The organism is Bradyrhizobium sp. JYMT SZCCT0180 (assembly GCF_018130165.1).
GTDB lineage: Bacteria > Pseudomonadota > Alphaproteobacteria > Rhizobiales > Xanthobacteraceae > Bradyrhizobium.
Window position 1 is genome coordinate 98,743 of sequence record NZ_JAFCLZ010000001.1, and the last position, 12,155, is coordinate 110,897.

Genomic DNA, 12,155 nt, shown 5'->3' on the forward strand with positions numbered 1-12,155 from the left:
GTCAACACGGATCATGCGGCCGCGTCGTCCGGAAACTCGACCATCGCCTCGCCGCTCGCGACCTTCTCGCCCGTCTGGTTGCGCACCATGACGTCGATCAGCACCCAGCGCGAGTTCTTGGTCACCCGCTTCGACTTGACCATTCCCTTCGGCTGGATGGTGTCGCCGGACTTCATCGGCTTGACCCATCGCGTTTCCAGCCGCCGGTGGATAGCGTCAGCTGAATAGGCCCAGTCGGTCAGCATCCGCGAGATCGGCCCGAAATTGTTCATGCCGTGCATCATGATGCCGCCGAAATTGGTCTTACCCTGCGCGCGCGACCAACTGAGGCTTCAGCGGGTCGGGTTCTTGACCAGCGCGCACTTGCTCTCGGACAGCGGCCACACCGTCTCCTCGGGCGGAATCGAGCGAACGATCTCGAGATAGTCCCAAGGGTAGCGGGATTCCTCGGGCTTCTTTACCCGCGCGAGATACATCGTGCGTGTGACGCGGCCATCGTCGCGGATCTGCGCGTTCTCCGAGAAGGCGTCCTCGACCGGTATGGTGCGCATCTCCGCGGCGACCTTGTCGGCATCGTCGGTGCCGGCCTTGGCGACCGCCTTGAGATAGTGGCGAACCGCGCCGTAGACGCCGGCATGCAGCATCGAGGGCATCATCCCGGTCCGTGCCATGAACGCCTTCGACCAGCTGCGGGTCGCTTCATTCGTGTCCCAGTAGGAGGCGGTGGTGAGATAGGTGCCCTGTGTCGCCTTCAAGCCGAGGGCATGGACGTCCTGAAGGAAGAAGATCAGCGCCGCGAGGTTCTGACCGCCCTGCACTAGTCCGAACTCTCCGGCCTGCTTCATCGTGTTGGTGGTGTCGTTGCCCGCGTTGGCGATGCCGATGACCTTGGCGCCGGAGGACTGCGCGCGAAGCAGAAAGGAGGAAAAATCCGCCGTGTTGAGTGGATGGCGCAGCGCGCCCACGACCTTGCCGCCGGCGGCTTCGATCACTTTGGTCGCATCGGCCTGGAGCTGGTGCCCGAATGCATAGTCCGAGGCGAGGATAAACCAGGACGTTCCGCCCGCCTTCACAACTGCCGAGGCCGTCCCGTGCGACACCGCGTAGGTGTCATAGGTCCAGTGGAATCCGTAAGGCGAGCACTGTTCGTTGGTGAGCGCGGTGGTGCCGGCGCCGGAATAAAGCGCGATCCGCTTCTTCTCGCGCGCCGCATTCTGCACCGCGAGCGCGACGCCCGAGTTCGGCACGTCGACGATCGCATCGACGCCCTCCACGTCGAACCAGCGTCGCGCGATCGAGAGGCCGATGTCGGCCTTGTGCTGATGGTCCGCCGAGATCACCTGCACGGGCTTGCCGAGCACGGTGCCGCCGATTTCCTCGACCGCCATTTCGGCGGCAGCAACCGATCCCTTGCCGGTGATATCGGCCGTCACGCCGGCAAGATCGGTGAGAACGCCGAGCTTGACGACATCGCCGCTGATCTGGGCTTGCGCCGCGGCCGGCAGCAATGCGGTCAGGAGTGCAACGCCGAGTACATTCAGCCTCATCCTGGATTTCCTCCCCGTAAGCGTTTTCTGGTGGTCTTTTCTGGCGGTTTGCGTCAGCAACCGCTGACGTCGAGCCAGTCGAGAACCATCGCGGCGAGTTCGTCGCTGTTGTCCTCGATCATCATCATGTGACCGTTGCCGCGGATGCCGCGCTCCGGCAGCCATACGAACTCCGCGCCGAGATAGCTGGCCGTCGCCTCGTCCACCTCGCGGGGGTGGCGCGCGTCGTGATCGCCGGTCACGATCAGAATCCGGTGCTCCTTGAGACTGGCCGGATCGCTGATCCTCAAGCCGCGTCCGCCGATGTTGAATCGCTCGTTGAGGATGCGCGCGCTCTCCGGGACGATCGAACGGCGGTAGTTCTCGAAGGCTTGGCTCGGAAAGCGCGGCGCGTTCGCCCAATAGGCGGCGGCGAATTCGGCGCCGAACCACACCGGCCTGTTTTCCTCGGAATAGACCGGGCAGCCCGCGCGCGCGTCGTCGCGCAGCTGCAGAATGGCGGCTGGATCGTCGGGCAGGTCTGCAAGCAGGTTCGCGGGCGGTCCCGGCGCGATGGCGACGACCGCCACCACCAGATCGGGGCGCTGCTCCACCATCCACCACGCCATCGGTCCGCTGGCCGAATGCACCAGCAGCACCGCGGGTCCGACCCGCTCCAGAAGTCCGAGCAGCGCGCTTGCGACATCTTGCGTGCCAAGCCTTGCAAAGTCCGGCCCCATCGGCGAGCGGCCGTGGCCCGGCCAGTCAGGCACAAAGACGCTGCGGCCCGCGGCGGCGAAGCGCGGCGCCCAGCCCGGCCGCAAGTCCGGCGTCGCCAGATAGCAGGCGCCGGTATGGCCGCCCCCATGCACCATGACGACGGGCGCCTTGCGGGGCACGCGTTCAGTCGGACGGACGTGATCGACATAGATGGGATGGGCCGCAGCTCCCGCGTAGAAGGCAGGCGGCACATTGTCCCATGACCCAGGCATGAATTCCCGCTGGGCCGGCACGGCGTCCATGCCACCCTCCCTGTCGCTCGCATTGATCTTTCTTGTTGTCCGGCGATGCTAAGGTGGCACCGATTCTGATGCAAGATGAAAGTCACAGATGAGACTAAAAAAGTCACATATAAGACTATCTAGACCGAAGGCCGCACCGGCCCGCACCGCGCGTCAGGGTGCGGCCGGCGCGATCGCCGACGTGCTCGGCGGCACCGAGATCAAGATCGCCTACAAGATGGGTTACGTGCTGAACTTCTACCGCGAGCCTTCATTCCGGAAGATCGAGATGGAGTTCGGCCTGACCCGCCCCGAGATCGTCACGCTGATCTTCCTGAATTTTCGCGAGGCCGTGACCGCAAGCGACATCTGCGAATATACCGGCCACCTCAAGGCGAATATCAGCCGCGGGATCATCGCGCTCGAGAAGAAAAAGCTGTTGCGCCGCGAAGCCGACAGCACCGACAACCGGCGCCAGATTCTGTTCATCACACCGGCCGGCCGCGCGCTCTATGCGCAGTACATTCCGGCGCTGCGCGAGCGCGAGCGCAACATGCTTGCCTGCCTGACCCAGCCGGAGCGCAAGGCGTTCGAACGCCTGCTCGACAAACTCGCCGGCCATGTGCCGCTCTGGGCGGCGCTCGGTGAATTGTAAGGCGGCGCGCCGGTGCAGCACCCAGAGCCTTTTCCGTTTCGATTGAATCGGAACGGGGCTCTAGATTCACTTCGCTGGAAAACGCTCTAGGACGCGGACGGCGGCCGCGGACCGCCGAACCGATGACGTCCGTTTTTGGGAGCAGAGCGACCTCGCCAATGCAGGCGCTGACTTCCGCAAATGACTTAAAACGGACTTGCTGCGCCTCCGCACACCGGAGATCAAATAAGCCATTGCCCGGGCCGTGAAACAATGCTGCAATCCGGATGAAGTCGTTTTCTATGTCTTGCGAACTCGTCCCGAAACCGACCCGTGGTCTCGCTCGACCTGCGGTCACACAACGGAGGTCCGCCATGGCCAAGATCAGGAAGCAAAACGAGGAAGCGAAAACAACCAAAGCTCCCGACCTGGAAACGGCAGACCTGACCACCGCCGAACTCGACGCGGTGAATGGCGGTACGAGAATAACGGAAAAGTATAACGAATCGGCTCGGAAGGTAATTGACAAGCTTCGTGGATGACGGATCGAGGGTGCCATCGTGCACCTCGATCGAAATCGTCGGAAGTCAGACTTGGTACTGATGGTCGTTTGACTGTTTCAGGTTTTGAATTTGGAAGCCGCCTTCGGGCGGTTTTTCGTTGTGCAAGACTGCATCCGCTATGTCAGACCGACAGAACGGCGGTTTTGACCCCCTTGCGGAAGCGGTCGGCTTTAAGGGCGAGCGCCATAAACCTTCGTATAGTTCAGCGACCCGTTGGGATACCCGACGCTTACCTACGTCCAATTGAGCCGCCGATCGCGATCATCTTAGCTAGGGGGGTGCGGTAGCGCCCCTTGCGCTATCGCTGCCCTCTTTGGGCGTTTCCTCCCTAGACTTGGGCCGCTTGCGCCAACGCAGGCGGCCTTTCTTTTTGTGTTTGCCGTCACGTCCGCAACAATGCCGCGCCAGCACTGATTCCAACCACAACGCTCCTGCCGCTTCGGCAAGCAAAGCAAGACGTGAGCGAGGAGGAAATGATCCGGCAGCGCCTCGCCGACTTCGAACGGACGCGCAGGTTGCCTTGAGGACTTCCTGAAGCAGGGTGCGAATGATCGAGGGCGCGGGAGACCTCGGCGTGTGATGCTGGTCACCTATTGGCTGTTACCGGGGGAACAGCGCATCATTGCAAGGTGGGGCATTTTCCCGGCATCGACGGAACGGGGCGAATGATCGCGCCGGTCGAGCTAGAGGGAGAATGTGCCATGTCTAACGGGAATCGGAACGATCTTCGCGACCTCACCGAGAACGACCTCGCCGCCGTCACGGGAGGCGGATATATCCATCTGCATCCGACTGGCTTTGGCGTCAGGGCCGACTTCATGATCGCTCAGAAGCAGCTGATGGAGAGCAACTATCGCGGCGCAATCGAAGTCCCGACAATTCGGCTGTGAGTGAAACGGTCACCTCGACCAAAAGTCGCCCCCGGTCGGCGTGACCGACCTGGGGCGGATGGTCTCGACCAAGCCGGTCTAGCCAGCAGCCAGATTGCCTTGGCCACAGGCGGAGATCCGACACGGCATCATCGCGCTCGAGAAGAAAACGCTGTTGCGCCGCGAAGCCGACAGCTCCGACGACCGGCGCCAAATCCTGTTTCATCACACCATCACGGCATGCCGGCCCGCAGGCTTCTGCAATCTGTCGGAACGCGGTATGGCGCCGTCAGGGGACAGGCTTTCGAGCGGGGGGAGATTTCGCCAGGTATTTCACGAGATTTTGCGCATGCGGAGACAGCGATGCCAGCTTTCGCACGCACAGGGTGAGGTGGCGGAGAGCCCAGACTTCGTCCAGCGGAATGATGCGCAGCTTGCTGGTCCAGCGCCGGGCAACAGGTTCGGGAACGATGGCAAGCCCGATCCGGTTTTCAACCACGCGGCAAATTGAATCGAAACCGTCCAGCCGCACACGCAGTTTCAGCCTCTTGCCGGCTCGCGTTGCCTGTTCATTCAGAAAGTCCTGCCAGGCCGTCTCAGCTCGAAGGCCCACCAGATCGTAATCAAGCACTTCCTTGAACGGTATTTTACGGCAGCGCGCGAGCTCATGCCTGAGCGGCACGACAAGTACAAACCGGTATTCGCCGACTGGCATGGTCTCAAGCTCGGCAGCGGCTTCGAGCCCCTCGGCAACGATACCGATTTCCACTTTTCCAGCGGCAACCGCCCTCACAATGTCGCGACTTCTGCCCTCTTCCAGATCCACGTCGATGTTCGGATGGGCCGAGAGAAAGCGTGCCAGGCGCGCGGGGAGAAATACCGAAATGCCCATCGTGTTGGAGCGAACATGAATCTGCGCCCGCAGTCCCTTCGCATAATCGTTCAATTCTCCACGCATGTGCTCGAGCTGCTGTATGACAAGACGGGCATGATGAAGGAGCGCCGTTCCCGCCGCCGTCAGTTCGACGCCTCGGCGCTTTCTCACCAGCAGCGGCGTGCCAAGATCGACCTCCATGTCGCGGATTCGCTCGCTGGCGGAAGCCAGAGTCATGTTGGCGCGAAGGGCCCCGTGGGTGATGTTCGAGGCATCCGCCACGTGCAGGAACAAGCGAAGGTCAGTGAGATCAAATCGCTCAGCCATAGGATCGGAGCCTTCAGCCTAGCCTGAGGCTACCTTAGCGCCTTCCGCATTGTGAGTCCCGCGCAACGCATCATGCTGAGCGGAGAGACGCCGTCCTGCGCGGAGGCCGCCATGAAACAATATGCGTTGGAGCTGTTCGGATATTGTGTGGGCTTCCTCAGCTTGTTGCCGAAGCCACGGAGCCCGGAGGAGCCGATCCACCCAATATTTTCCAGCTCCGGCCCTTGTCCCGTTGATCGATATGAAACAGGTTCAGATCACAGACCGGTCGCCGGGCATCTCGTCCAAATTGGAGTCATCGCGCTCGACTACCGCCCGAACCTGCCAGGAGCGCACGCACCGATCGCTTCCGGCGGACGCCGCCCGCTGGGACCGGTGCGCATTATCGCCTCGGTAGGGTGACCATAACGGACCCGCCGAGTGCGCCGATCTAGCCGCAACGACCTCAAGCGCGGCACAAGCCGCCCGCCGAGAAGATTTATGGTTCGCGACCTGATCACATCCCGCTTTAGTTCGGAAACTCGACCATCGCCTCGCCGGTCGCGACCTTCTCGCCCGCCTGGTTGCGCACCATGACGTCGATCAGCACCCAGCGCGAGTTCTTGGTCACCTGCTTCGACTTGACGATCCCCGTCGGCTGGATGGTGTCGCCGGGCTTCACCGGCTTGACCCAGCGGGTTTCCAGCCTCCGGTGGATGGCGCCCGCCGGATAGGCCCAGTCGGTCAGCATCCGCGAGATCAACCCGAAATTGTTCATGCCATGCATGATGATGCCGCCGAAATTGGTCTTGCCGAAATTACCCTTCATGTAGTCGTCGTCGAGATGCAGCGGGTTGTAGTCGAGCGAGGCATCGCAAAACAGCCGGATCGATTCGCGTGACACCGCGAATTTCGGTCCGTCGATGGCATCGCCGGCATTCAGGTTTTCGAAGCTGGTCGTCATGATCGCTCTCCGCTCATTCGGGCCGGATGGTCCAGCCACGGCCGGAACAGATCACGTCGCCATGCTGGTTGAAGAAGACGTTGTCGTGCACCACGAACAGACGCTCGCGCTTGATGAACTTGTCGAGCGCGCGGGCCTGCAATGTGATGACGTCGTTCGGCCGCGCCGGAATGTTGTAGCTCCAGGATTGCCCGGCGTTGACGGTGCCGGGCGAGCGCATCCAGTCGTCCGCCGGCGTACAGGAAAACATCAGCAGGATGTGGATCGAGGGCGGCGCGATCAGCCCGCCATAGCGGGTGGTTTTCGCGTAGGCCTCGTCGAAATAGATCGGGTGATCCTCGCCGACCGATCTGCAGTACAGCTCGATCGCCTCTTTGGTCAGCGTGTAGGGGATGGTCTTGCGCGGCGCGCCCGGCACGATGTCGTCCCAGGCCTTGCGCAAATTGGCGTCTTTCCAGAAATCGGTCTCGAAGGCTTCCGCCTGAGCCATGCCATCCTCCTCGTTTCTTGCCTGTTTTTCCGCGATCTTTGATTCTGCCGCCTTGCGGAATTTGTTATATAGTATAATCAATTTCCCAGACCGAAAAATCAAGCCACCGGGAACCCCAAATGGCCAAGCTCAAGCTGCCCAATATCGACGACGTCGTGGCGATCGACATCCACACCCACGCCGAAGAGCCCTGCGGCATGCACGGCGACGACGGCTATGACGATTTCCAGGCGCAGATGGCCGACTATTTCAAGTCGCCGCACAAGCACCCACCGACGGTGCCGGAAACCGCGGCCTATTACCGCTCCAAGAAAATCGCGGCCGTGATCTTCCCGGTCGACGCCGAGCGCGAGACCGGTTTCCGCCGCTACAACAATTACGAGATGCTGGAAGTCGCCTCCGACCATCTCGACGTCCTGATCCCGTTCGTCAGCATCGATCCCCACAAGGGCAAGCTCGGCGTGCGCGAGGCGCGCAAGCTGATCGAGGAATACGGCGTCCGCGGCTTCAAATTCCACCCGACCATGCAGGGCTTCTATGCCAACGACCGCATGGCCTACCCGCTCTATGAGGCGATCAACGAGGGCGGCGCGATCGCGCTGTTCCACACCGGCCAGACCGGCGTCGGCTCCGGCATGCCCGGCGGCATGGGGATGCGGCTGAAATATTCCAACCCGATGTACATGGACGACGTCGCGGCTGATTTTCCCGACCTGAAGATCATCCTCGCTCACCCGTCGTTTCCCTGGCAGGAAGAGGCGCTGTCGGTCGCGACCCACAAGCCGAACGTCTATATCGACCTCTCCGGATGGTCGCCGAAATATTTCCCGCCGATCCTGGTGCGCTACATCAACTCGATCCTGCAGGACAAGATGCTGTTCGGCTCCGACTGGCCTGTGATCACGCCGGACCGCTGGCTGGCGGATTTTGCCAAGCTCGACATCCGCGACGAGATCCGGCCCAAGGTCCTGAAGGCCAACGCGCGGAAGATTTTGGGTATATAAAGGGGCGTTCGCTTCGCAGGCGGACGGTTGAACGAGATGGTGGCCAGTGACCCAACTTGCCAAAATCGCTGTCCTCGTCACCGCGATCTCGACGGCAAGCATCGTTCAATGCTTCGCAGCTGAATCGCCGCCGATCGCCGTCGAGATCGAGAGCCCGCTCGCCAGTTCGCATCCGCTGCAGGGTTACCTGCGGCAAACAAGCAGCGTGAGCCCCTCGCCCGCCGTCGTGTTGCTGCATAGCTGCTACGGGAATTGGGGGCGGCTGGACGCGCGCTGGGGAAAGCGGATCGCATCCTGGGGCTATGTGACGCTCACCGTCGACAGCTTCGGCCCGCGCGGCCTGAAGAACTGCGGCGAACATCCCCCGCAGGATCTGATCCTGGATGCCTACCGGGCTCTGAAGTTTCTGGTGCGCCATCCATCGGTCGATCCTGCGCGTGTTGCGGTGCTGGGTTTTGCCAATGGCGGTCGGGTTGCTCTCACGTCCGTCGAGCACGGCTTCCTGGAACAGGCTTCGCCAAACAAGTTTCATGCCGCCATCGCCTTCTATCCGCCCTGCCGTAGTTTCAAGGGCGCCATGACGGTGCCCACGCTGATCCTGATCGGCGAACGCGATGACCTGACACCTGCCGAAGAGTGCCGCAACATGGTGGACGGCCGGGACGCCTTGGGGATCTCAAGGCAGAAGGATCGGGGCACGCCGATCAAACTCATCGTCTATCCCGACGCCTATCACGCCTTTGACGCACCCAACGTCACGACACCGGCCAAGCTTTCGGGGCACCGTCTCGAATTCAACCAGACAGCAACGGACCAATCGATCGTCGCGCTCCGCGAATTCCTCGACGCAACGATTGGCAGGAGAGAGTAAGTCACGTGAATATCAAAGCCGTCGTGTTCGATGCCTATGGCACGCTCTACGATGTCCAGTCGGTGGCAGATATCACCGAGGACGCGTTTCCCGGCTATGGCGAGATCATCACGCAGGTCTGGCGCATCAAGCAGCTGGAATATACCTGGCTGCGCTCGCTGATGCGACGCTATGAGGATTTCTCCGAAGTGACGCGCGACTCGCTGGCCTACACGCTTGCCAGCCTCGGGCTCAAGTATGGCGACGACACCTTCGCGCGCATCATCGACAAATATCTGCATCTCGATCTCTATCCGGACGCGCTTGCGGCATTGTCGGCGATAAAGGATCGCAAGCTCGCGATTCTCTCCAACGGCAGCCCCGACATGCTCGAGGGACTGGTGTGCAACAGCGGGCTCGACCGCGTGCTCGATGCGGTCATCAGCGTCGACGCCAGGAAGACCTTCAAGCCCAGTCCCGAAGCGTACATGCTGATTGAGGAACTACTGCATGTGCCGCCCGCCGAGGTACTGTTCATCTCATCTAATCCATGGGACGTCTGCGGCGCCAAGGCGTTCGGGCTCAACGTCGCCTGGATCGAGCGGGTGACGCCGGAAGCGATGGCGCTGGCCTGTCTCGAAAGCGAGACGCTGCCGCCCTTGACGATGTTCAAGATATTGCGCACCCAGATGGACGAGCTCGGCGTTGCGCCCGATCATCGCATCCATGGTCTCGCCGAGCTTCCCGCCCTGGTGTCTGCCCAAAGGTCCTGAAATGAGTCTTGCCTCCGTTCGCGCCTTCTTCGCCGAGAAGGCGCCCGACATTACCGTGATCGAATCATCGATGAGTTCAGCTACCGTGACGCTGGCCGCCGAAGCCTATGGCGTCGAGCCGGCGCGGATCGCCAAGACGCTTTCCCTGCGGATCGGCGAACGCGTGGTGTTGATCGTAGCCGCCGGCACCTCGCGGATGGACAACAAGAAGGTGAAGGCGCTGTTCGGGGGCAAGCCGAAGATGCTCGGGCTCGACGAGGTCGCCGAGATCACCGGCCATGAAGTCGGCGGGGTCTGTCCGTTCGGATTGAAGACGCCGCTGCCGGTCTATTGCGATGTGTCGCTAAAGGCGTTCGATATCGTGGTTCCGGCGGCGGGCTCGACGCACAGCGCGGTGCGCATCACACCCGCGCGCATGGCGGAACTGACCTCGGCCGAATGGGTCGATGTCTGCGAGGTCAGAACCGAAAGCCAAGCGACGGCCTAATCGTCGTCTTGATAGTAGGGTCTCGGCGGCAACGGCTGGGGCTGTACCAGTGGTGCTGCGCGGCCGCGCGGCGCCATTTGCTGCTGTGGCGCCCGGCCGGCCGATGGCTGTTGCGCATTCGCCTGCGACTCGAACACGGCGCGGCAATTGTTTGACAGTTGCGGCGTGTTCTGCCGCAAACACGTCACGATCCGGCTGACATCCGGAACCTGATCACTGCAGAGACGCCATACGTCGGGCGTGCAGGCCATCTGTTGTTCCCAGGTTCCTCTGTACTCTTGAGATGACGCGGGGGCGATAACGGCCGCAATGCCGGCGGCGATCGCAAGGCTCAGGACAATCCGCTGCGTGCGCATGGATGGGTCCCCTTCGTTCGATTCCAGAGATAACGCGGAGGTTCCGCGCGGCGTCGGGACGAAAGCTGTCAAACGAATGCGGCCAAGCAACGTTCGCGCAGACAAGAAAATGTGAATGGAGTTCCCTGCTCCGCCTTGCCGATCTTCCTTGCCGATCTTCAGCGCCATCGCCTCGCGAAGCGCGCCATGAGCGCCCGCCCGAACGACGTCGCATCGCCGCGTGGAGCTACTCGTTCTCCGGGCGCCGCATTTTCGCGTCCAGAGGCGTCATGCCAAAACGCCGACGAAACGACCGGTGAAAATACGAGACATCGTTGAAGCCGGAGAGATAGGCGATATCGCTGATCTTGCTCACCCGGCGCATCGGATCGCGCAGCAGCCGCACCGCGCGCATCAGCCGCTGCTCCAGCACGAATTCCGAAAACGTGGTACCAGCGCGCTCGAACAGCATCTGGATGGAGCGCGGGCTGGCGCGGTGGCGCTGCGCGAGGTCGGCGAGCGTGAGCCTGCCGTCGCCGAGGCGCGACAGAATGTCGGCCTTGATCGCTTCCAGCCGAGCCGCCGCAAGGCCGCGGTCTTTTGCGAGTTCGGTCTCGTCGCGCCCTGTCCCCAGCATCAGGACCACCAGGTCCAGAAGATGCTGCGAGACGGCGCTCTGCGCCAGTGCGTCGAGACCCGGGGCATGCTGAAGCACGAGGTCATAATATTGGTGCAGCATCGCCGCGAGCGCGGGGTTTTGCGCGAGCGGCCGCGCAATGCGATCTTCCGCATCGGGACAATGAGCGAGCAGCGTCCGACGTTCGATGAACAGTGACTTGAAGCGCCCTTCGGCCAGTTGCGAGACGTCGGCGCCTTCATGGGCCGCATCGGCAAGGCCGGTACCCATCGGTTCGAGGTCGACCGACCGGCCGCCGACCTTGATGCGCATCGGCGCGGCCGTGGCCAGCACGAAGGCGAGCGCGCTGTCGCGGTCGGCGCCGGTCGCGACAAATTGCATCGGCGAGCCTGCGGCCCCCGACATCATCAGGCCCGGCAGCGGCACCGCGGTCACGTCGCATCGCACGGGCCCGGCGGCGAGTGGCGCCACATCGCCGCACATCACGCGGCGGCAAAACTCCTCCCGCCAGGCGTCATAGGTTGGCCCATGCGGGTCGCCGGCATAGCCGAGGCGCGGCGCGCCGCGGGTCGATTGGCTGTCGGCCGCCATAAGCGCGCGCGTCTCCAGGCTCGTGTAACGGAACACCAATATCGCGTTGGCGGCCCGGCGCAACGTCTTCCAGCACAATTGCGCGCCAGGCCATGACAATTTGCGCTGTAGTCCAATTGGTGCGGCAACCCGTCGCGCCGTCGGTCCGCCGTCCGTGGCAGCGCCGCAACAGGCCGGCACAAACCGCCGCCCTGCGCTTTCGGCCACAATGCGTTTCGCTCGGCTCCAAGAAGCGCCACGACGTTCCCGCT

At 62.4% G+C, this 12,155-nt stretch carries 15 protein-coding genes; 7 read left to right on the forward strand and 8 right to left on the reverse strand.

The annotated features are described in order from the left end of the window. Window positions 1–11: 11 nt before the first annotated feature. Genes JQ641_RS00450 through JQ641_RS00460 form a run of 3 tightly spaced genes read right to left on the reverse strand, consistent with a single transcriptional unit; the run spans window position 12 to window position 2,548 of the window. Window positions 12–272: a MaoC family dehydratase gene (locus JQ641_RS00450; protein WP_249150118.1), complete on the reverse strand. Its 261-nt coding sequence runs from the start codon at window positions 270–272 to the stop codon at window positions 12–14. A 60-nt stretch (window positions 273–332) separates the two neighbouring features. Continuing rightward, complete coding sequence (locus JQ641_RS00455; RefSeq protein ID WP_211993737.1) at window positions 333–1,547, reverse strand: ABC transporter substrate-binding protein; 1,215 nt, start codon at window positions 1,545–1,547, stop codon at window positions 333–335. A gap of 53 nt (window positions 1,548–1,600) precedes the next feature. Beyond that, window positions 1,601–2,548: an alpha/beta fold hydrolase gene (locus JQ641_RS00460; RefSeq protein ID WP_211993739.1), complete on the reverse strand. Its 948-nt coding sequence runs from the start codon at window positions 2,546–2,548 to the stop codon at window positions 1,601–1,603. A gap of 88 nt (window positions 2,549–2,636) precedes the next feature. Between JQ641_RS00460 and JQ641_RS00465 the strand changes: the two genes are divergently transcribed. The 3 genes from JQ641_RS00465 to JQ641_RS00475 all read left to right on the forward strand — a co-directional run bounded on the left by JQ641_RS00465 (window position 2,637) and on the right by JQ641_RS00475 (window position 4,614). Further along, window positions 2,637–3,182: a MarR family winged helix-turn-helix transcriptional regulator gene (locus JQ641_RS00465; RefSeq protein WP_249150119.1), complete on the forward strand. Its 546-nt coding sequence runs from the start codon at window positions 2,637–2,639 to the stop codon at window positions 3,180–3,182. Window positions 3,183–3,535: 353 nt separating this feature from the next. Then, window positions 3,536–3,703: a hypothetical protein gene (locus JQ641_RS00470; protein ID WP_192738968.1), complete on the forward strand. Its 168-nt coding sequence runs from the start codon at window positions 3,536–3,538 to the stop codon at window positions 3,701–3,703. 722 nt (window positions 3,704–4,425) lie between these two features. After that, window positions 4,426–4,614 carry a hypothetical protein gene (locus tag JQ641_RS00475; protein ID WP_211993741.1) on the forward strand — a complete coding sequence of 63 codons (189 nt, stop codon included), beginning with the start codon at window positions 4,426–4,428 and terminating at the stop codon, window positions 4,612–4,614. Window positions 4,615–4,882: 268 nt separating this feature from the next. Here the strand turns inward: JQ641_RS00475 and JQ641_RS00480 are convergent, their stop codons facing one another. From JQ641_RS00480 to JQ641_RS00490, 3 genes are all read right to left on the reverse strand, one after another. Then, window positions 4,883–5,794: a LysR family transcriptional regulator gene (locus tag JQ641_RS00480; RefSeq protein WP_211993743.1), complete on the reverse strand. Its 912-nt coding sequence runs from the start codon at window positions 5,792–5,794 to the stop codon at window positions 4,883–4,885. 508 nt (window positions 5,795–6,302) lie between these two features. Beyond that, window positions 6,303–6,737, reverse strand: coding sequence for a MaoC family dehydratase (locus JQ641_RS00485; protein ID WP_211993745.1), 435 nt, complete (start codon window positions 6,735–6,737; stop codon window positions 6,303–6,305). A gap of 13 nt (window positions 6,738–6,750) precedes the next feature. Continuing rightward, entirely contained in the window at window positions 6,751–7,227 is a 477-nt protein-coding gene (locus JQ641_RS00490) for a MaoC family dehydratase (RefSeq protein ID WP_211993746.1), read from the reverse strand. A gap of 119 nt (window positions 7,228–7,346) precedes the next feature. On the opposite strand from JQ641_RS00490, the gene JQ641_RS00495 reads away from it, so the two are divergent. From JQ641_RS00495 to JQ641_RS00510, 4 genes are read left to right on the forward strand one after another with little or no spacing between them, the layout of a single operon-like run. Then, complete coding sequence (locus JQ641_RS00495; RefSeq protein ID WP_192738974.1) at window positions 7,347–8,231, forward strand: amidohydrolase family protein; 885 nt, start codon at window positions 7,347–7,349, stop codon at window positions 8,229–8,231. Window positions 8,232–8,277: 46 nt separating this feature from the next. After that, entirely contained in the window at window positions 8,278–9,102 is an 825-nt protein-coding gene (locus JQ641_RS00500) for a dienelactone hydrolase family protein (protein ID WP_211993747.1), read from the forward strand. A 5-nt stretch (window positions 9,103–9,107) separates the two neighbouring features. After that, the gene (locus JQ641_RS00505; protein ID WP_211993748.1) at window positions 9,108–9,854 is read left to right on the forward strand and encodes a haloacid dehalogenase type II; all 747 of its coding nucleotides are present in this window, start codon (window positions 9,108–9,110) and stop codon (window positions 9,852–9,854) included. 1 nt (window position 9,855) lies between these two features. Then, window positions 9,856–10,341, forward strand: coding sequence for a YbaK/EbsC family protein (locus tag JQ641_RS00510; RefSeq protein ID WP_211993753.1), 486 nt, complete (start codon window positions 9,856–9,858; stop codon window positions 10,339–10,341). On the opposite strand, the gene JQ641_RS00515 is transcribed toward JQ641_RS00510, so the two are convergent. Together JQ641_RS00515 and JQ641_RS00520 are read right to left on the reverse strand one after the other, a co-directional pair. Further along, complete coding sequence (locus JQ641_RS00515) at window positions 10,338–10,697, reverse strand: hypothetical protein (RefSeq protein ID WP_211994255.1); 360 nt, start codon at window positions 10,695–10,697, stop codon at window positions 10,338–10,340. The genes JQ641_RS00510 and JQ641_RS00515 overlap by 4 nt on opposite strands. Before the next feature lie 226 nt (window positions 10,698–10,923). Continuing rightward, window positions 10,924–12,003: a helix-turn-helix transcriptional regulator gene (locus tag JQ641_RS00520; protein ID WP_249150120.1), complete on the reverse strand. Its 1,080-nt coding sequence runs from the start codon at window positions 12,001–12,003 to the stop codon at window positions 10,924–10,926. Window positions 12,004–12,155 lie beyond the last annotated feature (152 nt).

Coding starts and splice junctions, on each gene's coding strand:
- JQ641_RS00470 (WP_192738968.1), top strand. CDS start 3,536: ATGGCCAAGATCAGGAAGCAAAACGAGGAAGCGAAAACAACCAAAGCT.
- JQ641_RS00475 (WP_211993741.1), top strand. CDS start 4,426: ATGTCTAACGGGAATCGGAACGATCTTCGCGACCTCACCGAGAACGAC.
- JQ641_RS00450 (WP_249150118.1), bottom strand. CDS start 272: ATGAACAATTTCGGGCCGATCTCGCGGATGCTGACCGACTGGGCCTAT.
- JQ641_RS00485 (WP_211993745.1), bottom strand. CDS start 6,737: ATGACGACCAGCTTCGAAAACCTGAATGCCGGCGATGCCATCGACGGA.
- JQ641_RS00465 (WP_249150119.1), top strand. CDS start 2,637: ATGAGACTAAAAAAGTCACATATAAGACTATCTAGACCGAAGGCCGCA.
- JQ641_RS00510 (WP_211993753.1), top strand. CDS start 9,856: ATGAGTCTTGCCTCCGTTCGCGCCTTCTTCGCCGAGAAGGCGCCCGAC.
- JQ641_RS00455 (WP_211993737.1), bottom strand. CDS start 1,547: ATGAGGCTGAATGTACTCGGCGTTGCACTCCTGACCGCATTGCTGCCG.
- JQ641_RS00515 (WP_211994255.1), bottom strand. CDS start 10,697: ATGCGCACGCAGCGGATTGTCCTGAGCCTTGCGATCGCCGCCGGCATT.
- JQ641_RS00480 (WP_211993743.1), bottom strand. CDS start 5,794: ATGGCTGAGCGATTTGATCTCACTGACCTTCGCTTGTTCCTGCACGTG.
- JQ641_RS00490 (WP_211993746.1), bottom strand. CDS start 7,227: ATGGCTCAGGCGGAAGCCTTCGAGACCGATTTCTGGAAAGACGCCAAT.
- JQ641_RS00460 (WP_211993739.1), bottom strand. CDS start 2,548: ATGGACGCCGTGCCGGCCCAGCGGGAATTCATGCCTGGGTCATGGGAC.
- JQ641_RS00495 (WP_192738974.1), top strand. CDS start 7,347: ATGGCCAAGCTCAAGCTGCCCAATATCGACGACGTCGTGGCGATCGAC.